14 protein-coding genes and 2 rRNA genes are annotated in these 23,596 nt (G+C 70.9%); 7 read left to right on the top strand and 9 right to left on the bottom strand.

Going from position 1 to position 23,596, the window contains the following annotated elements:
- Window positions 1–146: 146 nt before the first annotated feature.
- Window positions 147–2,294, top strand: coding sequence for a hypothetical protein (locus ACN267_RS31960; protein WP_421490343.1), 2,148 nt, complete (start codon window positions 147–149; stop codon window positions 2,292–2,294).
- 14 nt (window positions 2,295–2,308) lie between these two features.
- Here ACN267_RS31960 and ACN267_RS31955 read toward each other — a convergent pair whose 3' ends face one another.
- Together ACN267_RS31955 and ileS are read right to left on the bottom strand one after the other, a co-directional pair.
- Window positions 2,309–3,019 carry a lysophospholipid acyltransferase family protein gene (locus tag ACN267_RS31955; RefSeq protein ID WP_204959586.1) on the bottom strand — a complete coding sequence of 237 codons (711 nt, stop codon included), beginning with the start codon at window positions 3,017–3,019 and terminating at the stop codon, window positions 2,309–2,311.
- 150 nt (window positions 3,020–3,169) lie between these two features.
- A complete protein-coding gene (gene ileS, locus ACN267_RS31950; RefSeq protein WP_421490342.1) occupies window positions 3,170–6,316 on the bottom strand; it encodes an isoleucine--tRNA ligase in 3,147 nt (1,048 codons plus the stop codon).
- A 320-nt stretch (window positions 6,317–6,636) separates the two neighbouring features.
- Here ileS and ACN267_RS31945 point away from each other — a divergent pair, with 320 nt between their 5' ends.
- The 3 genes from ACN267_RS31945 to ACN267_RS31935 are packed head-to-tail and all read left to right on the top strand — an operon-like array spanning window position 6,637 to window position 9,207.
- Window positions 6,637–7,641 carry an ABC transporter ATP-binding protein gene (locus ACN267_RS31945; protein ID WP_421490341.1) on the top strand — a complete coding sequence of 335 codons (1,005 nt, stop codon included), beginning with the start codon at window positions 6,637–6,639 and terminating at the stop codon, window positions 7,639–7,641.
- On the top strand, window positions 7,638–8,408 hold the full coding sequence (locus ACN267_RS31940; RefSeq protein ID WP_281894934.1) for an ABC transporter permease: 771 nt from the start codon (window positions 7,638–7,640) through the stop codon (window positions 8,406–8,408). The genes ACN267_RS31945 and ACN267_RS31940 overlap by 4 nt, the downstream gene beginning before the upstream one ends.
- 10 nt (window positions 8,409–8,418) lie before the next feature.
- On the top strand, window positions 8,419–9,207 hold the full coding sequence (locus ACN267_RS31935) for an ABC transporter permease (RefSeq protein WP_421490340.1): 789 nt from the start codon (window positions 8,419–8,421) through the stop codon (window positions 9,205–9,207).
- A gap of 12 nt (window positions 9,208–9,219) precedes the next feature.
- Here ACN267_RS31935 and ACN267_RS31930 read toward each other — a convergent pair whose 3' ends face one another.
- Window positions 9,220–10,002, bottom strand: a complete 783-nt coding sequence (locus ACN267_RS31930) for an alpha/beta fold hydrolase (protein ID WP_204959589.1) — start codon at window positions 10,000–10,002, stop codon at window positions 9,220–9,222.
- 123 nt (window positions 10,003–10,125) lie between these two features.
- On the opposite strand from ACN267_RS31930, the gene ACN267_RS31925 reads away from it, so the two are divergent.
- Window positions 10,126–12,588 (top strand): glycogen debranching N-terminal domain-containing protein, encoded by a 2,463-nt coding sequence (locus ACN267_RS31925; RefSeq protein ID WP_281894928.1) that lies wholly within the window; start codon window positions 10,126–10,128, stop codon window positions 12,586–12,588.
- A 58-nt stretch (window positions 12,589–12,646) separates the two neighbouring features.
- Here the strand turns inward: ACN267_RS31925 and ndk are convergent, their stop codons facing one another.
- Window positions 12,647–13,072, bottom strand: a complete 426-nt coding sequence (gene ndk / locus ACN267_RS31920; RefSeq protein WP_204959591.1) for a nucleoside-diphosphate kinase — start codon at window positions 13,070–13,072, stop codon at window positions 12,647–12,649.
- A 141-nt stretch (window positions 13,073–13,213) separates the two neighbouring features.
- On the opposite strand from ndk, the gene ACN267_RS31915 reads away from it, so the two are divergent.
- Complete coding sequence (locus tag ACN267_RS31915; RefSeq protein WP_204959592.1) at window positions 13,214–14,647, top strand: VOC family protein; 1,434 nt, start codon at window positions 13,214–13,216, stop codon at window positions 14,645–14,647.
- 6 nt (window positions 14,648–14,653) lie between these two features.
- Here the strand turns inward: ACN267_RS31915 and ACN267_RS31910 are convergent, their stop codons facing one another.
- The 3 genes from ACN267_RS31910 to ACN267_RS31900 all read right to left on the bottom strand — a co-directional run bounded on the left by ACN267_RS31910 (window position 14,654) and on the right by ACN267_RS31900 (window position 19,157).
- Entirely contained in the window at window positions 14,654–15,178 is a 525-nt protein-coding gene (locus tag ACN267_RS31910; protein ID WP_421490339.1) for a DUF4233 domain-containing protein, read from the bottom strand.
- Window positions 15,175–16,446 carry a bifunctional folylpolyglutamate synthase/dihydrofolate synthase gene (locus ACN267_RS31905; protein WP_421490529.1) on the bottom strand — a complete coding sequence of 424 codons (1,272 nt, stop codon included), beginning with the start codon at window positions 16,444–16,446 and terminating at the stop codon, window positions 15,175–15,177. Before ACN267_RS31905 ends, ACN267_RS31910 begins: the two co-directional genes overlap by 4 nt.
- 92 nt (window positions 16,447–16,538) lie before the next feature.
- On the bottom strand, window positions 16,539–19,157 hold the full coding sequence (locus ACN267_RS31900) for a valine--tRNA ligase (protein ID WP_421490338.1): 2,619 nt from the start codon (window positions 19,155–19,157) through the stop codon (window positions 16,539–16,541).
- Between the two features lie 70 nt (window positions 19,158–19,227).
- Between ACN267_RS31900 and ACN267_RS31895 the strand changes: the two genes are divergently transcribed.
- Window positions 19,228–19,911 carry a hypothetical protein gene (locus ACN267_RS31895; protein ID WP_421490337.1) on the top strand — a complete coding sequence of 228 codons (684 nt, stop codon included), beginning with the start codon at window positions 19,228–19,230 and terminating at the stop codon, window positions 19,909–19,911.
- 223 nt (window positions 19,912–20,134) lie between these two features.
- On the opposite strand, the gene rrf is transcribed toward ACN267_RS31895, so the two are convergent.
- A 5S ribosomal RNA gene (gene rrf / locus ACN267_RS31890) occupies window positions 20,135–20,251 on the bottom strand.
- Window positions 20,252–20,355: 104 nt separating this feature from the next.
- Window positions 20,356–23,466: ribosomal RNA gene (locus ACN267_RS31885) — 23S ribosomal RNA — on the bottom strand.
- Window positions 23,467–23,596: the final 130 nt, after the last annotated feature.

Raw genomic sequence — 23,596 nt, 5'->3', positions numbered from 1 at the left:
TCCCGCCCGCTCCGCCGTCCGGCCGGCCGGACGGCGGAGACCGCACCCGCAGGTCCCCGGGCCGGCTGTGCGAGGCTTCCCGGTCGGCGGGGGCCGAGGGCGGCCGATTGGTCGAGGTGGCAGCCCGGTACTAACCTCGCAAGCCGGTGCGAGAGGAGATTGCCGCGATGCCGGAGCCGCAGCCGGGAGCAGACCGGCCGGCCGACGGGGACGCCCCGGTCCCGGGTCGGCAGCAGGGTCCGGTGGTCGCCACCGGTCCGGCCGACCTCCCCGTACCGCCGTCCGGTGGCCCCGCCGAACCGGCGACGCCGGCCGGTGGGCCCGTTCCGGCTCCCCCGGCCGACCCCGCGCCGCCGGCCGGTGACGTCACCGCCCCCACCGCGCCCGTCGATGCCACCGCCGCTCCGGAAACCCCGGCCGAACAGGACAAACCGGCCACGCAGGTCGACCCGGTGACGCAGAGCGGCCCGAACGGACAGGACGACGCGCCTGCCCCGAGCGCCCCCACCGGGCAGGACGACCCGACCGCCGCACAGGACGGCCCGGCGACGCAGGACGACGCGACCGAGCAGGACGACCCCGCGACGCAGGACGACCCCGCCGACCAGGACGACCCGGCCACGCAGGGGGGCCCGGACGCACAGGATGAGCAGGCCGGGCCGGCAGAGCCGCTACCGCCCGCCGAACCGGCCGCGCCTGCCGGGCAACCCGACCCGCCGGCACCCGGCAGCCCCACCGCGCAGTCCGGTCTGCCGGAACCGGGCAGCACGCCGGAGCAGACCGGCCCCGAGGATCCGACCGACCCCGGGGACCCGACCAGCCCGGCAGGCCAGGTCAGCCCGGCCTGGCCCGTTCCACCAGCCGGGTCCGCCGATCCGGTGGAGTCGGCTGGTCCGGCGCGGGGGGTCGCACCCGGCCCGGTCACCCCGGTGCGGGGGTCGGCCGCCGTTCCGGGCCGGATCACCCCGCCCGGAGCACCGCACCGGCCCGACGCCACCCGGGTGGAGCACCCGGGCGGGCAGCACCCCGACCCCACGCGCATCGATCGGCATCCCGACGACACCCCGGTGGCGCAGCGGCCGGACGCCACCCGGATCGAGCACCCGGGCGGGCAGCGCCCCGACCAGACGCTGGAGGAGCCGGCGGTGCCCCGGTGGAGCGGCTCCGCCGCCGTGCCCGCGCCACCGCCACGCCGACCCGGGTGGGGTGAGTCGGTCGAGTTCGTCCCGCTTCCACCGCCCCCGCCACCGCCGCCGGAGCTGCCCGAGCACCGCACCCCCGTCGACCCGTGGGCGGGTGCCGACACCGGTGGCTGGGACGTGCACCATCCGGAGCTGACGCCGCTGCCGTACGCCCCGCCGCCACCGACCCGCCCCTACCCGGCGGCCGGTGACCAGCCGCCTGCCGCCGCGGCGGTCCCGCCGTACCAGCCCAACCCGCCGCAGCAGCACACGCCGACCCCGCCACGCCAGCACAGCCCGGCGACGCCGTACCCGTCGGCGGCACCGACCGCCCCAGCCACGCCCTCGCCGACCCGGCCGTACCCGGTCACGCCGGTGCCCGCCGCACGGCCGGCACCCCCGCCGCCGGCCCGCCCGGTGTCGCCCCCGTCGGCCCGCCCGGCGTCACCGCCGCCTCCGCCGCCCGCGTCGCCCCGCCCGCCGAAGCAGCGGCGGGTCCGCCCGCAGCCGCCCGCCCCGCCGCCCCAGCCACCGCCCAACCGGCCACCCAAGGGGTACGTCCGCCGCAAGCGGCGACGCTGGCCCTGGGTGCTGCTGCTCAGCCTGGCCTGCTGCTGCGGCTGTCCCGCCTGGTTCGGCAGGCCGGCCTGGGAGCAGTACCCGGCCGACGCCGCCCTGCCCGTCCAGGTGGCCGACCTGACCCTGCGGTCGGACTCCGGCGGCGAGGTCGACAAGCTCAAGGCCGAGGTACGCAAGGCGAACCTGCTCGCCGAGGACGTCTACGCCGGGGTCTACAGCACCTCCGACGGCAAACGGGTGACCGTCTTCGGGGACACCGGCTTCCGGCTCCGGCCGGAGTCAGACGCGGACGAGGCGATGGTGCGGTTGACCGACACCTTCGGCCTGGGTACGCCCCAGCCTGTCGACAGCGGCGTCCGGGGCCGGTACGAGCGCTGCGCCACCGGGTCGTCCCAGGGCACCGACGTGGTGGTCTGCACCTCGGTGGACTACGGCAGCAGCGCCACCGGGGTGTTCACCAGGCTGTCGGTGGACGACAGCGCCCGGCTGCTCGCCACGATGCGCGCCCAGATCGTCACCCCGAAGCAGGGCTGAGTCGGGGCGGGCGGTCAGGCCGGGGCGCTGCCGGCGGTGGACGTACCGCCCGAGGTGGGCTCGGCACGGCGGGGAGCGTACCGGGGGACGTACTCCTGGCCGGTGAGCTTCTGGATCTCGGCCATCATCTCGTCGGTCATCTCCCGCAGCGAGGTGCGGTCGTCGCCGCGGCCGGTGAAATCCAGCGGCTTGCCGAACCGGATGACGATCTTCGCCTTGCCGGGGCGGGGAATCCGGGTGCCGATCGGCTGGACCTTGTCGGTGCCGGTCACCCCGACCGGGATCACCGGCACCCCGGCCGCCACCGCCAGCCGGGCGGTACCGGTCCGTCCCCGGTAGAGCCGGCCGTCGGGCGACCGGGTCCCCTCGGGATAGACGGCGACCAGGTCCCCGCCGCGCAGCGCGGGGATGGCCGCGTCGAACGCGGACAGCGCGGCCCGGCCACCGGCCCGCTCGACCGGGATGGCACCGAGACCGGTGAGCACGAACTTGGACAGCGCACCCTTCGGGCCGGTGCCGGTGAAGTACTCCGACTTGGCCCAGAAGGCGAGGTGCCGGGGAACGACGGTGCCGAGCAGCAACTCGTCGGCGACGGAGAGGTGGTTGCCCGCGAAGATCGCGCCGCCGGTCGCCGGAATGTGCTCCAGGCCCTCCACGACCGGGCGGAACGCCAGCCGCATCGCGGGTCCCACGGTGAGCTTGCCGATGGTGTAGAGCAGCGGCACGGGTCCTCCGGCGGTCGTACGGTGAAACAGGCGGTGTCACGGTAGCGGACGGACGCCCGTACGACCCAACGGGTGCACGCGCGTCCGCCTGCTGGATGGCGCGGGTGGTGGCGGGGCCCCGACCCGACGGGCGGGGCCCCACCGACGTCCTCACACCGGGCGGACGGTCACCGTCACCCGCTCGCCGTCGCCGACCTCACCGGTGAAGCCGTCGACGCCGTCGGCGAAGTCCACCGTGTCGGCCAGCACCTCCCGGGCCACGAACCCGGTGTACGCCGACACCGCCGCCCGGACCTGCTCGGAGGCCGCCACCGACACCACGATCCGGTCGGAGATGTCCAGGTCGGCATCCCGACGGGCCTGCTGCACCACCCGGACCACGTCCCGGGCCAGCCCCTCGGCGGCCAACTCCGGGGTGACCTCGGTGTCGAGCACCACCACGCCCTCACCACCGGGCAGCGGCGCGGAGTGCTCGGCGTCGGCGGCGACCAGGCGCAGCTCGTACTCGCCCTCGGCGAGGGTGACCCCGGCGGCGACCGGAGCGCCGTCGCGCAGCTCCCACTCCCCCGCCTTGACCGCCCTGATCACCTGCTGCACCTGCTTGCCGACCCGGGGGCCGAGCGCCCGGGGCACCACCGTCAGCACCTGCTGGCAGTAGCTGGCGACCTCCGCCGAGAACGCCACCTCCTTGACGTTGACCTCGTCGGCGACCAGGTCGGCGAACGGCCGGAGCTGGTCGGCGACCGGGGAGGCCACGGTCAGCTTCGGCAGCGGCAGCCGGACCCGCAGCCCCTTGGCCTTGCGCAGCGACAGCGCCGCCGAGCAGACGTCCCGGGTGGCGTCCATCGCCGCGACCAGGTCGTGGTCGGCGGGCAGGTCCTGCGCCGACGGCCAGTCGGTCAGGTGCACCGACCGCTCGCCGGTCAGCCCGCGCCAAATCTCCTCGGCGGTCAGCGGGGCCAGCGGCGCCACCACCCGGCAGAGCGTCTCCAGCACGGTCCACAGCGTGTCGAACGCATCGGCGTCACCCGACCAGAACCGGTCCCGGGAGCGCCGCACGTACCAGTTGGTCAGCGCATCGAGGTAGGACCGGACGGAGGCGCACGCCCCGGAGATGTCGTACGCGTCCATCTGCGTGCCGACGGTCTCCACCAGCTCGCGGGTCTTGGCCAGCACGTACCGGTCGAGCAGGTGCGTGCTGTCCACCCGCCGCCGGGCGGTGTGCCCGTCGGCGTTGGCGTAGAGCGAGAAGAAGTACCAGACGTTCCACAGCGGCAGCAGCACCTGCCGGACGGCGTCGCGGATCGCCGGTTCGGTGACCGCCATGTCGCCGCCGCGCAGCACCGGCGAGGACATCAGCATCCAGCGCATCGCGTCCGAGCCGTACGCGTCGAAGACGTGGTAGACGTCCGGGTAGTTGCGCAGACTCTTGGACATCTTGCGCCCGTCGGAGCCGAGCAGGATGCCGTGGCTGAGGCAGTTGCGGAACGCCGGCCTGTCGAACAGCGCGGTGGCCAGCACGTGCATGGTGTAGAACCAGCCCCGGGTCTGCCCGATGTACTCGACGATGAAGTCGCCCGGGTAGTGGTGCTCGAACCAGTCCGCGTTCTCGAACGGGTAGTGCACCTGGGCGAACGGCATCGACCCGGACTCGAACCAGCAGTCCAGCACCTCCGGCACCCGACGCATCGTCGAGCGCCCGGTCGGGTCGTCCGGGTTGGGGCGGGTCAGGTCGTCCACGGCCGGCCGGTGCAGGTCGGTCAGGCGTACGCCGAAGTCCCGTTCGATCTCGGCCAGCGAGCCGTAGACGTCCAGCCGGGGGTAGTTCGGGTCGTCGGACTTCCACACCGGGATCGGCGAGCCCCAGAACCGGTTGCGGCTGATCGACCAGTCCCGGGCGTTGGCCAGCCACTTGCCGAACGAGCCGTCCTTGATGTGGCCGGGCGTCCAGTTGATCTGCTGGTTCAGCTCGACCATCCGGTCCCGGAACTGCGTCACCGCGACGAACCACGACGACACCGCCTTGTAGACCAGCGGGGTGTCGCAGCGCCAGCAGTGCGGGTACGAGTGGGTGTAGGTGTCCTGCTTCAACACCACCCCCCGCTCCTTGAGCTCCCGGATCACCGGCTTGTTGACGTCGAAGACCTGCTCGCCCTGGTACGGCGGGACCAGCGCGGTGAACCGGGTGTGGTCGTCCACGGTGACGATGGTGGGGATGCCGGCGGCGTTGCAGACGTTCTGGTCGTCCTCGCCGAAGGCCGGGGCCAGGTGCACGATCCCGGTGCCGTCCTCGGTGGTGACGAACTCCGCGCCGAGCACCTGGTAGGCGTTCTCCCCGGCCTGCTCGACGAGGAAGTCGTAGAGCGGGGTGTAGCGGCGGCCGACCAGGTCCCGGCCGTACACGGTGCCGACCTGCTCGTAACCTTCCAGCTCCTTGGCGTACGCGCCGAGCCGGGCCGCGCCGACGACGAACCGTTCCCCGTCGCGGTCGAGCACCGCGTACTCGATGTCGGGGCCGACGGCGAGCGCCAGGTTCGACGGCAGGGTCCACGGCGTGGTGGTCCACACGCCCAGCCGCACCGGCCCGCGCAGCAGCTCCGGGGCGTTCTCGTCGGGGGTGAGGGTGAACCACACCGACAGGGTCGGGTCGTGCCGGTCGCGGTAGACGTCGTCCATCCGGGTCTCGGTGTTCGACAACGGCGTCTCGCAGCGCCAGCAGTACGCCAACACCCGGAAGCCCTCGTAGACCAGGCCCTTGTCGTGCAGGGTCTTGAAGGCCCACATGACGCTTTCCATGTAGTCCAGGTCGAGGGTCTTGTAGTCGTTGGTGAAGTCGACCCAGCGGGCCTGCCGGGTGACGTACCGTTCCCAGTCCTGGGTGAACTCCAGCACCGAGGAGCGGCACGCCTCGTTGAACCGGGCCACCCCGAGGTCGAGGATCTCCGCCTTGCTGGTGATGCCGAGCTGCTTCTCGGCCACCACCTCGGCGGGCAGGCCGTGGCAGTCCCAGCCGAAGCGCCGCTCGACGTGCCGGCCGCGCATGGTCTGGTAGCGCGGCACCACGTCCTTGACGTACCCGGTGAACAGGTGGCCGTAGTGCGGCAGGCCGTTGGCGAACGGCGGGCCGTCGTAGAAGACGTACTCGTTCTTGCCGTCGTCGCCGGCCGGCCGGGCCGCCACCGAGGCCTCGAAGGTGTGGTCGGCGCTCCAGTGCTCCAGGACACGGCGCTCGACCGCGGGCAGGTCCGGGCTCGCCGGGACGCCGGCGGCGGTCGGGTCGTGCAACGGATAGCCCATCGGGGGTCGCTCTCCTCTGGCAGCTCACTCAGTCGTGGTCTGCGAGGACGAGCCCTGTGCCGGCACGCCGTCGTCGACGCCCCGGGCCGGGCCCGCGGTACCACCCCGCTTGACGGTCAGGATCGACCGCCCGCTCGTTGGTCGGCTGTGACGGGCCGCCCCGTCCGGTTCTAGTCGGGCCCTCGGGGCCCTTTCTTCCGGAGGCTCACCGGTGATGGCCGGGTCGAAGCCTGTACTGGCAAGGATACTCGACCGGTGCGGGTCGCCGCCGCCGAGTAACGGGGGTGCGGCGGGCCCGGCCGACCCATAGATTCGCGGCCATGGGTGAGCACGCGATCGAGGCGGTGGGGCTGCACCGCAGCTACCGCAGCCGGACCGGCTGGTTACGACCGCAGCGCCGGGAGGTGCACGCCGTCGCCGGGGTCGACCTCGCGGTGGGCCACGGTGAGCTGTTCGGCCTGCTCGGCCCGAACGGCGCCGGCAAGACCACCACCATCAAGCTGCTCAACACCCTGCTCGTCCCGACCGGGGGCGAGGCGAGGATCTGCGGCTTCGACGTGGTCCGGCAGACCCGGGAGGTGCGCCGGCGCATCGGGTACGTCTTCGGCGGCGACCGGGGCCTCTACGACCGGCTCTCCGCCCGGGACAACCTGCGCTACTTCGCCGAGTTGTACGGCGTACCGGGCCGGGAGCAGAAGCGTCGGATCGCGGAGCTGTTCGAGCTGGTCCGGTTGACCGGCCGGGAGGACGACCGGGTCGAGGGCTACTCCCGGGGGATGCGCCAGCGGCTGCACATCGCCCGGGGGCTGCTGCACCGGCCCCGGGTGCTGTTCCTCGACGAGCCGTCGATCGGGGTCGACCCGGTGGCCGCCCGGGAGCTGCGGCAGACCGTCGCCGACCTGGCCGCCACCGGCACCACCGTGCTGCTGACCACGCACTACATGGCCGAGGCCGACGAGTTGTGCGGCCGGATCGCGGTGATCGCGGGCGGCCGGATCCAGGCCCTGGGCACCCCCGCCGAGCTGCGCCACCACGCCGACGGCCGGCGGGTGCTGGAGGTGGAGGCGTACGGGGTGACCGACGGGCAGCTGGCCGCCATCCGGGCCCGGCCGGGCGTACGCGAGGTGAGCCTGGCGGTGCACGGGGCGGCGCAGCTGCTCGGGGTGCAGTCCGACGCGGGGGTGGACGTGCAGGCCGACGTGCTGCGGGAGCTGGGCGGGGTACGGCTGGGCCGGGTGACCGCCCGGCAGCCCACCCTGGAGGACGCGTATGTGGCGATCGTCAACCGGGCGACGACGCCGGTGGCCGGGCCGGTGCCGGCGTGAACACCGTACGGATGATCGCGGTCGGCGCGCTGCTGCACGTCAAGCAGCTCAGCCGTTCCCCGTTCGAGATCGCCATCGCGTTGATCGTGCCGGTGGTGCAGGCGACCCTGGCGGTCTACCTGTTCCGCGCCGGCGGTGAGCCGGACCGGTTGCTGGAGGCGGCGGTCGGGGCGGGCCTGATGGGGGTCTGGTCGACGGTGCTGTTCGGCTCCGGCGGGGCGATCCAGAACCAGCGCTGGCAGGGCACCCTGGAAATGATCATGTTGGCGCCCCGGCCGCCGGCGCTGGTGCTGCTGCCGGTCACCCTGGCCACCGGCGTCACCGGCACCTACGCGATGCTCGCCACGCTGGCCTGGGGCCGGCTGCTCTACGGCATCCCGCTCGACTTCGCCCACCCGGTGGCCTTCCCGGTGGCGGTGGCCGGTTGCATCGCCGGGCTGGGCATGTTCGGCCTGCTGCTGGCGTCCAGCTTCGTGCTGCTGCGGCACGCCAACGCGCTGGCGAACATGCTGGAGTACCCGATCTGGCTGGTCTCCGGGATGCTCGTGCCGGTCACCGCGCTGCCCGGCTGGACCGGGCCGGTCGCCGCGGTGCTGCCGACCACCTGGGGTGCCCGCGCGGTGCACGAGGCGGCGTCCGGCGGGCCGGTCTGGCCGGCGCTGGCCGTCTGCCTGGCGATCAGCCTGGCCTGCCTGGCCGCCGGCTGGGCCCTGATGACGTACGTCGAGCGCCGGGCCCGGGTCACCGCGACCCTGGCCCTGGCCTGAGGAGGCACCGATGGGCGCGCTGCTGCGGCTGGTCGGGGTGGGCGGGGTCATCGCCTACCGGGCCCTGTTCAACTGGACCACCCCGTCGATCTTCGTGGGCACCCTGCTGGTGGGTCCGCTGTTCCAGCTCTTCTTCTTCGCCTATCTAGGGCGGGAGTTCGGGGTCGCCGACGACCGGTTCTACGTCGTCGGCAACGCGGTGCTCACCGCCGCGCTGGCCTGCGTGTTCGGCGGCACCATGGCGGTGGCCAACGAGCGGCGTTTCGGCACCCTGGGGCACGTGTTGCTCTCCCCGCGCAGCCGCACCGCCATCTTCCTCGGCCGGGTGCTGCCGTACGCCGGCAACGGCCTGCTGATCGCGGCGAGCACGCTCACCGTCGCCGCGCTCCTGCTCGGCCTGCGGGTCCCGGCCACCGCCCTGCCCGGCCTGCTGCTGGCGCTGGCCACGGCCTCGCTGGCCTGCGGTTTCTTCGGGCTGACCCTGGGGGCGCTCGGGTTGCGCTTCCGGGACGTCTTCCTGATCTCGAACGTGGCGGTGGCGCTGCTGCTGTTGTTCACCGGGGTGAACGTGCCGGCCGACGACCTGCCGGCGGGCATCCGTGCGGTGGGCGCGGTGCTGCCGATCACCCACGCCGCCGACGCGGCCCGGCGGCTGGCCGGCGGTGCCTCGCTGGGCGACGTCCTGCCGGCGATCGGCCTCGAACTGGCCGTCGGGGTCGGCTACGCCGTGCTGGCGGCCGGGCTGTTGACGGTCTTCGAGGCGGAGTCCCGTCGCCGCGCCACGCTCGACACTCTCTGAGGCGGTACGGCGCTAGCCGGTGACCTCCAGGTAGCGGTCGACCATCGCGTCGACCTGCGCCGGCACCTGGAGCTGCACGAAGTGCCCGGAACCCACGGTCTGCCCGATGAACGCCTGCGGGGCGAGTTCGGCCAACCGGGCGTAGTCGGCGAACGGGGCGTTGCTGCCCACGAAGAGCAGCGGGCGGTCCCAGCGGCCCAGGGCGGCCACGTCCTGCTCGCCGGCGATCCAGTCGGCCAGCCCGGCGATCGGCGCGTACGCCACCTCGGTCGACGGTCGGGCGCAGGCCGCCACCACCCGTTCCACCAGGCGCGGGTCGGAGTACGGCGGGAAGTACGACCTGACGATCGACTCCCGGACCGCGCCCGAGGTGTCCTCCCGCAGCGACGCCGCCACCTGGGCGATCGCGGCGGCGGAACCGGGTGCCCCGGCCACCGCCGAGTCGAGCAGCCCCAGTCCGGTGAACCGGTCCCGGTCCCCGGCGGCGGCCTGGAGTGACCAGACCCCGCCCAGGCTGTGCCCGATCACGACGACCCGGCGCAGGTCGAGCGCGCCGACGAAGGCCCTCAGGTGGCCGGCCATCGCGGTGACCGCGTAGCCGTCGGCCGGGGGTGGGCTGGCCCCGTGGCCCGGCATGTCGACGGCGATCACCCGGTCCTGGCGGGTGGCCAGGTGCCGGGCGAGGGGTGCCATGAAGTCGTGGTCGCAACACCAGCCGTGCACCAGCAGGAAGGTGCCCCGCCGGCCGTGCCCGTACGTCCGGTACCGCATCCCGGCGGCCGTCTGCCCGTCCATCGTCGAACCCTCCCCGGCATTTTCGCAGGTAGTGGCGTTCTTCCACTTAAGCGCGCCCCGCCGGTCCCGGCACGGCGTATTGTTCCTTTTGGCACGCCTGGACCTTTTTCGGGTGGCGCAGCGGTGGGACGGGAGCAGGCCGTGGACGGGCGGATCGACGAGTTCTTCGCCGCCCTGGTCGGGAACTGCCGGGGCCGGCTGCCCATCGCCCCCACCGGACTGCTCCGCTTCGACGTCGTCGCCGAGGGCGGCGAGACCGCCACCTGGTACGTCCGGCTCGCCGGTGCACAGACCCGGGTCACCCGCACCGGCGAACACCCCGACTGCACGGTGGAGGTTCGGCCGGAGGCGTTCGCCCGGCTGCTGGCCGGTCGGGACAACCTGGTGTCGATGCTGCTGCGCGGCGACATCTCGGTCGCCGGCGACCTGGCGCTGCTGTTCACCTTCCGGCGGCTGCTGCCGGTCGACGCCGACAGCGTCGGCACCGAACCCGCCGCCGAGCTGGCCCCCCACACCGCCACCGGCGTCGTCGGGCTGAACGAGGTCACCAGCGTCTTCGCCGGCAACATTTTCATGATCAGCGAGAGGAACGGGAATGTGTCGGCCGCGCCGACCTCCCCGCTCGGGCTCTTCTCCTTCGACACCCGGTTCCTGTCCACCTGGCGGCTGACCATCAACAGCGAATCCCTCTCGGTGCTCTCCGTCGACGACGTCGCCACCTACGAGGCGAAGTTCGGGCTGGTCCCCGGCGAACCCACGCACTACGTCAACGCCACCACCTCCGTGCTGCGGCACCGCTGGGTCGGTCCGGAGTACGAGGAAGAGATCACCCTGTTCAACTACGCGCCGGAACCGGTGCGCTACGTCGTCCGACTCGACGTCGGCGCGGACTTCGCCGAGGTGTTGGAGGTCCGCGACGGCTTCAAGCGGGCCCGACCGGTGACCGCCACCGTCGCCGACGACGCGCTACGGCTGCACTACCGGCGGGCCGGCCTGCACCGGGAGACGGTGATCACCGCCAGCACCCCGGCCGCGCTCGACCAGCACGGCCTGACCTGGACGGTCACCGTCGAACCCCACGGCTCCTGGTCCACCCGGCTGCGGGTGCTGGCCCTGCTACGCGACCTGCACCGCCGTGACCTACGGGAACGGCTGACCAGTTCGGTGGGCCGCAGCGGGCACCAGCGGGGCCGGGAGATCGCCGCCCGCACCGCCGGGGTGCCCCGGCTGCGCGCCGACCACAAACCGCTCCAGCAGGCGTACGAGTACGGCGTACGCGACCTGGCCGCGCTGCACTACCCCGGGCTGAACTTCCAGACCGCGCTGCCCGCCACCGGACTGCCCTGGTCGATGGCGCTGCTCGGCCGGGAGAGCCTGGTCAGCAGCTTCCAGGCGCTCCCCTTCATGCCCGAACGGGCGGTCAACACGCTGCGTATCCTGGCGCTGAGCCAGGGCGTCCGGCACGACCCGTTCCGCGGCGAACAACCCGGCAAGATCGTCCAGGAGAGCCGGTACGGCGACTCCGGTGCGTTCAACGACACCCCGGAGTCGGCCAGCTTCAGCGCGGTCGACACCACCGCCGCCTTCGTCATCCTGCTCGACGAGTACGAACGCTGGACCGGCGACGCGGACCTGGTACGCCGGTTCGAGTTCGAGATCCGGGCCGCCATCGGCTGGCTCGAACGCGACGCGGACCGGGCCGGCAGCGGCTATGTCTGGTCCACCCAGCACCCGACCCGCACCGGGCCGCAGAACGAGAGCTGGCGCAACTCCGCCGACGCGATCTGCTTCGACGACGGCCGCCCACCCACCTACCCGCTGGCGATCTGCGAGATCCAGGGGTACGCCTTCGAGGCCCGCCGCCGGGCCGCCCGGATGGCCCGCCGGTTCTGGGACGACCCCGCCTGGGCCGACCGGCTCGAACGCGACGCCGCCCGGCTGCGGGACCGGTTCGACCGGGACTTCTGGCTGCCCGACCGGGGCCACTACGCGGTGGCGGTGCAGCTCGACGGCGTCCCGCTGGACTCCCTCACGTCCAACATGGGGCAACTGCTGTGCACCGGCATCGTCGCCCCGCACCGCGCCGAGCAGCTGGTGGCGCACCTGATGTCCCCGGCGCTGTACTCCGGCTGGGGCATCCGCACCCTGGCCAGTACGGCGGCCGACTACAACCCGCTGGGCCATCACACCGGCGCGGTCTGGCCGTGGGAGAACTCGCTGATCGCCTGGGGGCTGCGCCGGGCCGGGTTCCGGGCGCAGGCCGCCCGGGTCGCCACCGGGCTGCTCGACGCCGCCCGGCACTTCCAGGGCCGGCTGCCGGCGTACCTCACCGGCTACGACCGGGCCACCACCCACGTCCCCGTCCCGCACGGGTTCACCGACAGCCCGTACGCGCCGTCGGCCGGGGCGCCCCTGATGCTGCTGCGCGCGCTGCTCGGACTCGAACCGTACGAGGACCATCTCGCCGTCGACGCCGCCGTCCCCGAGGAACTGGGCGAGATCGAACTGCTCGACATCAAGGGCCGCTGGGGGTACGCCGACGCGCTCGGCCGGGGCCGCCCGTTCCGCGACCGCCCCGTCCCCTGACCTCCCCCGCGCCCCACGACCCGGTCGGCCGGTAGCATCCGCCCGGGTCAGCGCGGGCTCAGCCCAGGGCGGGGAACCACAGGGCGATCTCGCGCTTGGCACTGTCGGTGGAGTCCGAGGCGTGCACCAGGTTCTCCCGGTTGGACAGCGACAGGTCGCCCCGGATCGTGCCGGCGGCTGCCTTCCGCCCATCGGTGCTGCCGATCATCGCCCGGACCACCTCGATCACCTGGTCGCCGGAGAGCACCAGCGACACCAGCGGCCCGCTGGTCATGAACGTCTTCAGCGGCGGGTAGAACGGCTTGTCCACGTGCTCGGCGTAGTGCTGGTCGGCGAATCCGCCGTCCAGCGTCCGGATCTCCAGCGCGTCGATCCGCAGGCCCTTGCGCTCGAAGCGGGAGACGATCTCGCCGACCAGGCCACGGCGCACCGCGTCGGGCTTGATCAGTACGAGGGTGCGCTCATCCGCGCTGCTGCTGGACACGCTGGGTTCCTCCTGTGCGCACAAGGCGGTTCGGCTGGGTACGGTCAGCCTAGCGACCCGGTCCCGGCACCGGCGCGGCGGCTGCTCTTTCCCTCGGTCGCCGCGCGGCCTAGCCTGGCTCTGACCCCTGGGAGGTCCACTGTGGCGAATGGCGGGAACCGCACCATCGCGCCGGTACGCAAGCTGATCGCCGTGGTGCTCGGCACCGTGGCGGCCTTCGTCGTCCTGTTCGGGCTGGGCATGACCAGCTGGGCCATCGTCGCGCTGGGGGTGGCCCTGGTCGTGCTCGCCGTCGCCCTGGGCACCGTGCGCGGCGGCGGACGCACCTGGGTGGTCGGCGTCGGCCACGTACACAGCGCCTCCGAACCCCCCACCCAGTACGCCTTCGGCCGGTGCGAACTCCAGTTGGTGATCGACGCGCCGGGCCTGCCGCCCCGGTCCAAGAAGATCATCGAACCCCGGGTGCCGGTGGCGAAATGGCCGTCACTGGGGCAGACCCTGCCGATCCGGGTGGCCCTGGACGACCAGCGGCACGTCCGCGTCCTCTGGGACGAGGTGCCGACCCACACCGAGGCCGCCACGGGCGTGACCGACCTGCCCCCGGAGTACGCCGACGCCGAGCCGCTCGACGACATGCTGATCCAGCAGGAGGCCCCGCCGTGGGCGGGCCGGACGGCCGACGACGACTTCCACGACGAGTTCCGGGACGACCTGCGCGAGCCGCCGCCCGCCGACCCGGTCCGGGCCGAGCCGCTGCGCCCGGAGTCGCCGCACCCGGACCCGGTCCGGGCCGAGCCGCTGCGCGACGACGTCGAGGTGCTGACCGACGACGAGCGGGAGCCGGTGGTGGTGCACCAGCGGCCGGGCGGCCCGGTGGTGCTGGAGGGCACTCTGGTGGAGCAGCCCACGGCCGGCCAACTCCCCCGCCGGGCCACCGCCCCCACCACCGCCGGCACCGCTTCGGCAGCCACCGCCGGCACCGCCTCGGCCGCTGCCGGCACCGCCGCCGGGACGGCCACCGCCGCGCCCGCCCCCCGGCCGCCCGCCGAGGAACGGTTCGACGCGCCGATTCTCGACCCGGTCGACGTCCCGCTGGACGCCCCCACCACCACCGGCGACGGCCGGCTCGACCCCGACCTGGACGAGGCGATCTTCGGGTACGACCCGGCCGCCGCGACCGCCGGGGGCGACGATGCGGCCGGCCCGATCAGCGGCGTCGGGCTGACCCTGCTGGTCACCGACCTGTCCCGCTCGCTGGACTTCTACCGGGACCTGGGCTTCGAGGAGTTCGACCGGGGCGCCGGCAACGCGGTGCTCGCCTCCGGGCAGACCCGGCTGGTGCTGCGCGAGGTGACCGGGGCCGCCCCGATAAGCCGCCGGCTGGTCCACGTCAACCTGGAGGTCGACGACATCGAGACGGCGTACCGGCGGCTCAAGGACACCGGCGTCCGGTTCACCTACGCGCCCCGGGTGGTCAACCGGGGCACCAGGCTGGAGGTGTGGGCCGCCGCCTTCCGGGACCCGGACGGGCACGGCATCGCGCTGACCCAGTGGCGGGAACGCGCCGAGGCGTGACCCGGCTCAGCCGAGGATGACCCGCCGCACGTGCAATGCGTACGCCCAGACCAGGGCGAAGATGACCCCGAGTCCGAACAGCGACCAGTGCAGCAGGCCGGCGAGCAGCAGCAGCCCCTGCAACACGGTGCCCGCCGACCAGGCCCACCGGCGGCGCATCAGGCCGGCCAGCAGGACCGCCGCCACGGCCAGCGCCACGGTGGCCGCGATCGCCGCCCCGCCGAAGTGCCCGCCGACCAGCCGGATCGGCTGGATCGCCAGCAGCAGCACCAGCGCCTCCAGGCCGAGCGTCCCGGCCCCGAGCCCCCGGACGGCCGCCTCGGGATTACGCAGCCCCGAACGCCGCCCAGCCGGGCCACTGCCCTCGGCCGGGCCGGTGTCCTGCGCCGATCCGGTGTCCTGCGGGCCCGTGTCCTGCGCCGGGGCGGTGCGGTCGGGCGCTCCGGCGCTGTCGGCCCGGCCGGCACTCCCGGCCGGCTCGTCGGCAGGGGCGCGGTCCCGGCGTGGGCCACCCGGGGTCGGGCCGGTCATCGCTTGAGCAGCCGTCGGGCGTCGGCCACCGTCACCACCGAACCGGTGACCAGCACCCCCACCCCGGCCAGTTCCCCGGGGACGTCGTACTCGGCCTCGGCGACGGCCGCCTCGATGGCGTCCGGCATCGAGGCGGCCACCTGCACCCGGTCCGGCCCGAAGACCTCCCGGGCCAGCCCGGCCAACTCCTCGGCGGGCATCGCCCGGGGTGAGCTGTTGCGGGTGACGACGAGTGAGTCGAGCACCGGTTCCAGCAGTTCCAGCAGGCCGGCGGCGTCCTTGTCGCCGAGCACGGCGAGCACCCCGACCAGCTTGCTGAACGCGAACTCCTCCTGGAGCGCGGTGACCGTGGCGGCCATCCCGTGCGGGTTGTGTGCCCCGTCCAGCAGCACCGTCGGGGCGTTGCGCACCTTCTCCAGCCGGCCCGGGGAACTGGTCGCGGCGAACCCCTCCCGGACGGCCTCGACGTCGAGCTGCCGCTTCGCCCCGGCCCCGAGGAACGCCTCGACGGCGGCCAGCGCCACCGCCGCGTTCTGCGCCTGGTGCGCGCCGTGCAGCGGGAGGAACACCTCGTCGTACACCCCGCCGAGCCCCTGGAGGGTCAGCACCTGGCCGCCGACGGCGACCGCCCGGCGCAGCACCCCGAACTCCGCGCCCTCCCGGGCGACGGTCGCGCCGACCTCGGCGCACCGTTCCAGGATCGGCCGGGCCGCCTCCTCCTCCTGCGCGGCGGCGATGACCGTCGCGCCGGAGTGGATGATGCCGGCCTTGTGCAGGGCGATGTCCTCCAGGGTGTCGCCGAGCCACTCGGTGTGGTCCAGCCCGATCGGGGTGAGCACGGCCACCCCGGCCTGGAGCACGTTGGTGGCGTCCTCGGCACCGCCCAGACCCACCTCCACCACCGCCACGTCGACAGGCGCGTCGGCGAACGTGGCGAACGCCAACGCGGTGGTCAGGTCGAAGTAGGTGAGCGGCTCGGCGGACCGCTGGTCGACCAGGTCGGCCAGCGGCTTCACCTCGCGGTACGTGGCGACGAAGCGGGCCTCGTCGACCGGCTCCCCGTCCAGGCTGATCCGCTCCCGGACGGTCTCCAGGTGCGGGCTGGTGTAGCGGCCGGTGTGCAGCCCGAAGGCCCGCAACAGCGAATCGATCATCCGGGCCGTGGACGTCTTGCCGTTCGTCCCGGTCAGGTGGATGGACGGGTACGCCCGCTGCGGGCTGCCGAGCAGGTCGAGCAGCGACTCGATGCGGTCCAGCGAGAAGTGCATGCGGGTGAACCCGCGCGCCGTCAACTCCGCGTCGACGGCGGCGAACTCATCGCGCTCCCCGCCGGACCGGCCGGGCTTATCGGTACGGTCGGTCACGACGGAAGCGCCTCCAGAGCGGCGTCGATGCGGACCAGGTCGGCCTCGGCGACCGCCAGCCGGTCACGGATCTTGGCGACCACCGGCTCGGGCGCCTTCCCGACGAACGCCGGGTTGTCGAGCTTCGCGCGGGCCTGCGCGACCTCCTTCTCGGCGGCCGCCCGGTCCTTGGTGAGCCGGGCCCGTTCGGCGGCCACGTCGATCGACCCCCGGGTGTCCAGCGCCACGCTGACCTCGCCGGGCATGGCGAGGGTGGCGCTGGCCTGGAAGTCGTCGGCCGGGGCGTCCAGCCGGGCCAGCGACCGGATCAGCGGCTCGTGCGTCACGATGCCCGCCCCGGCCAGCCCGTCCAGCCGGGCGGCCACCCGCTGGGTGGGCCGCAGCCCCTGGTCGGAGCGGAACCGCCGGATCTCGGTCACCACCCGCTGGACGGTGCCGACCTCGCGCTCCGCGGCGTCGTCCATCAGCGTACGGTCGGCGACCGGCCAGGCCGCCGTCATCACCGTCTCGCCCCCGGTGAGCGCGGTCCACAGTTCCTCGGTGACGAACGGGATCACCGGATGCAGCAGCCGCAGCAACTGGTCCAGCACGTGCCCGAGCACCCGGCGGGTGGCGTCGGCGGCCAGCCCGCCGGCGGCGAGCACCGGCTTGCCCAGCTCCACGTACCAGTCGCAGACGTCGTCCCAGGCGAAGTGGTAGAGCAGGTCGCAGACCTTCGCGAACTCGTACGCCTCGAACTGCTCGTCCACCTCGGCGGTGACGTGCGCCAGCCGGGACAGGATCCACCTGTCGACGGTGGAGAGCTGGTCGGCGGCCGGCAGCGGACCGGTGGTGTGCGCGCCGTTGAGCAGCGCGAACCGGGTGGCGTTCCACAGCTTGTTGCAGAAGTTGCGGGAGCCCTGGCACCACTCCTCGCTGACCGGCACGTCCCCGCCCGGGTTCGCGCCCCGGGCCAGGGTGAACCGGGTCGCGTCGGCCCCGTACCGGTCGACCCAGTCCAGGGGGTCGACCACGTTGCCGAACGACTTCGACATCTTCTTGCCGTACTGGTCGCGGACCATGCCGTGCAGGGCGACCGTGTCGAACGGCTGCCGGCCGTCCATCGCGTACAGGCCGAACATCATCATCCGGGCGACCCAGAAGAAGAGGATGTCGTAGCCGGTGACCAGCACGCTGGTCGGATAGAACTTGGCCAGGTCCGGGGTCTGCTCCGGCCAGCCGAGGGTGGAGAACGGCCACAGGCCGCTGGAGAACCAGGTGTCCAGGACGTCCTCGTCCTGCTGCCAGCCCTCGCCGGTGGGGGGCGTCTCGTCCGGGCCGACGCAGACGATCTCGCCGGCCGGGCCGTACCAGACGGGGATGCGGTGGCCCCACCACAGCTGCCGGGAGATGCACCAGTCGTGCATGTTGTCGACCCAGGCGAAGTAGCGCTTGGCCAGCTCGGCCGGCTCGATCGTCACCCGGCCGTCGCGCACCGCGTCGCCGGCCGCCTTGGCCAGCGGGGCGGTGTTGACGAACCACTGCAACGACAGCCGCGGCTCGACCGTGGTACGGCACCGGGAGCAGTGCCCCACCGCGTGCACGTACGGCCGCTTCTCGGCCACCACCCGGCCCTGCTCGCGCAGCGCCGCCACGATCGCCGGGCGGGCCTCGTAGCGGTCCAGGCCCTGGAACGGGCCGGGCGCGGTGATGACGCCCCGCTCGTCCATGATCGTCAGGGCGGGCAGGTCGTGCCGCTGGCCGATCTCGAAGTCGTTGGGGTCGTGTGCCGGGGTGACCTTGACCATGCCGGTGCCGAACGCCGGGTCGACGTGCTCGTCGGCGACGATCGGGATGTGCCGGCCGGTCAACGGCACCTCCACCGTGGTGCCGATCAGGTGCCGGTAGCGCTCGTCGTCGGGGTGCACGGCCACGGCGGTGTCCCCGAGCATCGTCTCGGCCCGGGTGGTGGCGACCACGACGTCGTCGCTGTACCGGATCGAGACCAGCTCACCCTCGTCGTCGGTGTGCTCCACCTCGATGTCCGACAGGGCGGTCAGGCAGCGCGGACACCAGTTGATGATCCGGTTGGCCCGGTAGATCAGGCCGTCGTCGTAGAGCTTCTTGAACATGGTCTGCACGGCCCGGGACAGGCCCTCGTCCATGGTGAAGCGTTCCCGGTCCCAGTCGACCGAGTCGCCGAGTCGGCGCATCTGGCCGAGGATCGCCCCGCCGGACTCGGCCTTCCACTGCCAGACCCGCTCGACGAACTGCTCCCGGCCGAGGTCGTGCCGGGACAGCCCCTGGCCGGCGAGCTGCCGCTCCACCACGTTCTGGGTGGCGATGCCGGCGTGGTCCGTGCCGGGCAGCCAGAGCGCCTCGTACCCCTGCATCCGCTTGCGGCGCACCAGCGAGTCCTGGACGGTGTGGTCCAGGGCGTGGCCCATGTGCAGCACACCCGTGACGTTCGGCGGGGGGATCACGATGGTGAACGGAGGCTTGTCACTCTGCGCCGACGCCCGGAAGTGGCCGGCGGCTACCCACTGCTCGTACCGTCGCTGCTCTACCTCGCCGGGCTGGTACTGGCCGGCAAGGGTCGGGGCGTCGGGGCGTCGGGCATCCAGTCTCTCGGTCACCTGTGAAAGTCTACGGAGCGCTTCGGCGGACCCGACGTGCACCACCGGTCATTCGCGTACGGTGGCGAACATGTCCGACGCACATCTCACCGAGCGTCAGCTCATCGAGGGTCCCGAACCGGTCGAGCTGACCGACGAGCCGATCCGGTTGAGCACCCACGACCCGGAGCAGGACCCGCAGGGGCGGGGCCTGGTGTCCCGACGCCGGCGGATCGCGCTGACAGTCGCTCTCGTGGCCGGCCTCGCCGGTGCCGCCGCGCTCGGCGTCGCGGGCTGGCGCATCGCCCAGGAGAAGGCCGTCCGGATGGATGCACCAGCACACCTCGCCGGTCTCACCCGCGACGACTCCGAACGGGCCCGCAGCACCGCCGACTACCTGCGCAGTGGATTCGCCGCCGACATCGACCTGGACCGCAGCATCGGTACGGTCTACCGCGACCCGGCCGACGAGAAGCGGGTGGTGCTGTTCTTCGGTGGCACCACCCTGCTCTGGCAGCCGGAACGCGAACTGGACAGCCTCTTCCGGTTGATGGCCGACGAAACCGGCCGGGTGACCGACATCCGTACGGTGCCCGCCGGGAAGTACGGCGGCGTGATGAAGTGTGGACGGACCAGCGGCGACGGCGGCGACTTCGCGATCTGCGGCTGGGCCGACCACGGCAGCGTGGCGATGGGCATGTTCGCCAACCGTCCCGTCGACGATTCGGCCGGCCTCTTCCGCCAGCTCCGCGAGGGCATCCAGACCCGGGACTGACCCTCACCCGGCGCTCCGCTGCGTGTGCTGTGTTGCGCTATGCCAGCCGCCGATGCCCGCAACCACCGGTACCCGGGTGGCTTCCTGGGCGTCGGGGCGGACGGTCATCCCGGGATGCGGCCTCGACTGGCCTCGACGCAGCTGGAGGGGCTGTCGCGGGTGAATGGGTGCGGACAGCAGTCGAGGCCGGCCCCGTGACGGGGCCGGCCTCGACCGAAAGGTTGTCCGGCGGTGTCCTACTCTCCCACACCCTCCCGAGTGCAGTACCATCGGCGCTGGAGGGCTTAGCTTCCGGGTTCGGAATGTAACCGGGCGTTTCCCCTCCGCCATGACCGCCGTAACACTATGAACATATCAAACAACACACACACCCACGAAAACTTTCACCCGTGGGGGGTTGTTCGGTGTTTGTTCAGAGTTGCACAGTGGACGCGTAGCAGCCTTGTTATCAAGTCCTCGGCCTATTAGTACCGGTCAACTCAACCCGTTACCGAGCTTACATTTCCGGCCTATCAACCCAGTCGTCTAGCTGGGGGCCTTACCCCCACAAAGTGGGGTGGGATACCTCATCTTGAAGCAGGCTTCCCGCTTAGATGCTTTCAGCGGTTATCCCTTCCGAACGTAGCTAACCAGCCGTGCCCCTGGCGGGACAACTGGCACACCAGAGGTTCGTCCGTCCCGGTCCTCTCGTACTAGGGACAGCCCTTCTCAAGTATCCTACGCGCACGGCGGATAGGGACCGAACTGTCTCACGACGTTCTAAACCCAGCTCGCGTACCGCTTTAATGGGCGAACAGCCCAACCCTTGGGACCTGCTACAGCCCCAGGATGCGACGAGCCGACATCGAGGTGCCAAACCATCCCGTCGATATGGACTCTTGGGGAAGATCAGCCTGTTATCCCCGGGGTACCTTTTATCCGTTGAGCGACACCGCTTCCACACGCAAGTGCCGGATCACTAGTCCCGACTTTCGTCCCTGCTCGACCTGTCAGTCTCACAGTCAAGCCCCCTTGTGCACTTGCACTCAACACCTGATTGCCAACCAGGCTGAGGGAACCTTTGGGCGCCTCCGTTACCCTTTAGGAGGCAACCGCCCCAGTTAAACTACCCACCAGACACTGTCCCTGAACCGGATAACGGTCCGAAGTTAGATACCCGAATCAACCAGAGTGGTATTTCAAGATTGCCTCCACCCATACTGGCGTACAGGTTTCACCGGCTCCCACCTATCCTACACAAGCCCATTCAGATACCAATGTCAAGCTATAGTAAAGGTCCCGGGGTCTTTCCGTCCTGCCGCGCGTAACGAGCATCTTTACTCGTACTGCAATTTCGCCGGGCCTGTGGTTGAGACAGTGGGGAAGTCGTTACGCCATTCGTGCAGGTCGGAACTTACCCGACAAGGAATTTCGCTACCTTAGGATGGTTATAGTTACCACCGCCGTTTACTGGCGCTTAAGTTCTCCGCTTCGCCCCCGAAAGAGCTAACAGGTCCCCTTAACGTTCCAGCACCGGGCAGGCGTCAGTCCATATACATCGAATTACTTCTTCGCATGGACCTGTGTTTTTAGTAAACAGTCGCTTCCCCCTGCTCTCTGCGGCCATACAACGCTCCACCCGCACGGGGCTTCACGTCTCCGGCCCCCCTTCTCCCTAAGTTACGGGGGCAATTTGCCGAGTTCCTTAACCACAGTTCGCCCGATCGCCTCGGTATTCTCTACCTGACCACCTGTGTCGGTTTGGGGTACGGGCCGCTCAGAACTCGCTAGAGGCTTTTCTCGGCAGCATAGGATCACTGACTTCACCTGAATCGGCTCGGCATCACGTCTCAGCCTCAATGCACCGCGGATTTGCCTACGGCACGGCCTACACGCTTACCCCGGCACAACCACCGGCCGGGCTCAGCTACCTTCCTGCGTCACCCCATCGCTTGACTACTACCCGCCAGGTTCCCACGCTCCCTCCGTTCGGTCCGAAGACCTCCCGGAGCTCGGGTGGTTAGCACAACGAGGTTCATCACGGGCGCTCCTTCGCGGGTACGGGAATATCAACCCGTTGTCCATCGACTACGCCTCTCGGCCTCGCCTTAGGTCCCGACTCACCCAGGGCGGATTAGCCTGGCCCTGGAACCCTTGGTCATCCGGCGGAAGGGTTTCTCACCCTTCTTTCGCTACTCATGCCTGCATTCTCACTCGTGCCGCGTCCACAACTAGGTCACCCCGCTGCTTCACCCCCGGCACGACGCTCCCCTACCCATCCACACACCTGCACACCCCATCAAGGAGATGCGAAGTATCATGTGAATGCCACAGCTTCGGCGGTGTGCTTGAGCCCCGCTACATTGTCGGCGCGGAACCACTTGACCAGTGAGCTATTACGCACTCTTTAAAGGGTGGCTGCTTCTAAGCCAACCTCCTGGTTGTCTATGCGACCCCACATCCTTTTCCACTTAGCACACGCTTAGGGGCCTTAGCTGGTGATCTGGGCTGTTTCCCTCTCGACTACGAAGCTTATCCCCCGCAGTCTCACTGCCGCGCTCTCACTTACCGGCATTCGGAGTTTGGCTGATTTCGGTAAGCTTGTAGGCCCCCTAGACCATCCAGTGCTCTACCTCCGGCAAGAAACACACGACGCTGCACCTAAATGCATTTCGGGGAGAACCAGCTATCACGGAGTTTGATTGGCCTTTCACCCCTAACCACAGGTCATCCCCCAACTTTTCAACGTTGGTGGGTTCGGCCCTCCACACGGTCTTACCCGCGCTTCAGCCTGCCCATGGCTAGATCACTCCGCTTCGGGTCTAGAACATGCGACTACAACGCCCTCTTCAGACTCGCTTTCGCTACGGCTCCCCCACACGGGTTAACCTCGCCACATGCCACTAACTCGCAGGCTCATTCTTCAAAAGGCACGCCGTCACCCCGCAAGGCTCCGACGGATTGTAGGCGAACGGTTTCAGGTACTATTTCACTCCCCTCCCGGGGTACTTTTCACCATTCCCTCACGGTACTCGTCCGCTATCGGTCACCAGGAAGTATTTAGGCTTACCAGGTGGTCCTGGCAGATTCACGGCAGATTTCAGGAGTCCGCCGCTACTCGGGAACACCCACAGAAGATCAGCAACTTTCACCTACCGGACTCTCACCGACTACGGTTGGCTTTTCCACACCATTCGGCTAGCCACTGACTTTATAACTCCTCGAACAAGTGTCAGCCTGTTCAGCAGGGTCCCACAACCCCGACCACGCAACCCCTGACAGGTATCACACGCAACCGGTTTAGCCTCAATCCGCTTTCGCTCGCCACTACTCACGGAATCACTATTTGTTTTCTCTTCCTACGGGTACTGAGATGTTTCACTTCCCCGCGTTCCCCCCACACACCCTATGTGTTCAGATGTGGGTGACACCACATGACTGGTGCCAGGTTTCCCCATTCGGACACCCTGGGATCACAGCTCGGTTGACAGCTCCCCCAGGCCTATCGCGGCCTCCCACGTCCTTCATCGGCTCCTGGTGCCAAGGCATCCACCGTTCGCCCTTGACAACTTGACCACAAAGATGCTCGCGTCCACTGTGCAATTCTCAACAAACAACCAACCCACAACCCACAGCTTCCCACCAAACCCGGCCAACACCGGCGGTATGAGAAACCAGGCCGTGCCTGGCAACCTCCAGCAGGCTC

Origin of the sequence: Micromonospora sp. WMMD734, from assembly GCF_049178975.1 — a bacterium.
Lineage (GTDB): Bacteria > Actinomycetota > Actinomycetes > Mycobacteriales > Micromonosporaceae > Micromonospora > Micromonospora wenchangensis.
Note: the sequence above shows the minus strand (reverse complement) of the source record. Positions and strands in the feature narration are given on the sequence as shown.

Excerpts from the sequence above, each read along its gene's own strand:
- ACN267_RS31905 (WP_421490529.1), bottom strand. The coding sequence starts at position 16,446 with ATGCACTTCTCGCTGGACCGCATCGAGTCGCTGCTCGACCTGCTCGGC.
- ACN267_RS31910 (WP_421490339.1), bottom strand. The coding sequence starts at position 15,178 with ATGACCGGCCCGACCCCGGGTGGCCCACGCCGGGACCGCGCCCCTGCC.
- ileS (WP_421490342.1), bottom strand. The coding sequence starts at position 6,316 with ATGGGCTATCCGTTGCACGACCCGACCGCCGCCGGCGTCCCGGCGAGC.
- ACN267_RS31945 (WP_421490341.1), top strand. The coding sequence starts at position 6,637 with ATGGGTGAGCACGCGATCGAGGCGGTGGGGCTGCACCGCAGCTACCGC.
- ACN267_RS31930 (WP_204959589.1), bottom strand. The coding sequence starts at position 10,002 with ATGGACGGGCAGACGGCCGCCGGGATGCGGTACCGGACGTACGGGCAC.
- ACN267_RS31895 (WP_421490337.1), top strand. The coding sequence starts at position 19,228 with ATGTCCGACGCACATCTCACCGAGCGTCAGCTCATCGAGGGTCCCGAA.
- ACN267_RS31935 (WP_421490340.1), top strand. The coding sequence starts at position 8,419 with ATGGGCGCGCTGCTGCGGCTGGTCGGGGTGGGCGGGGTCATCGCCTAC.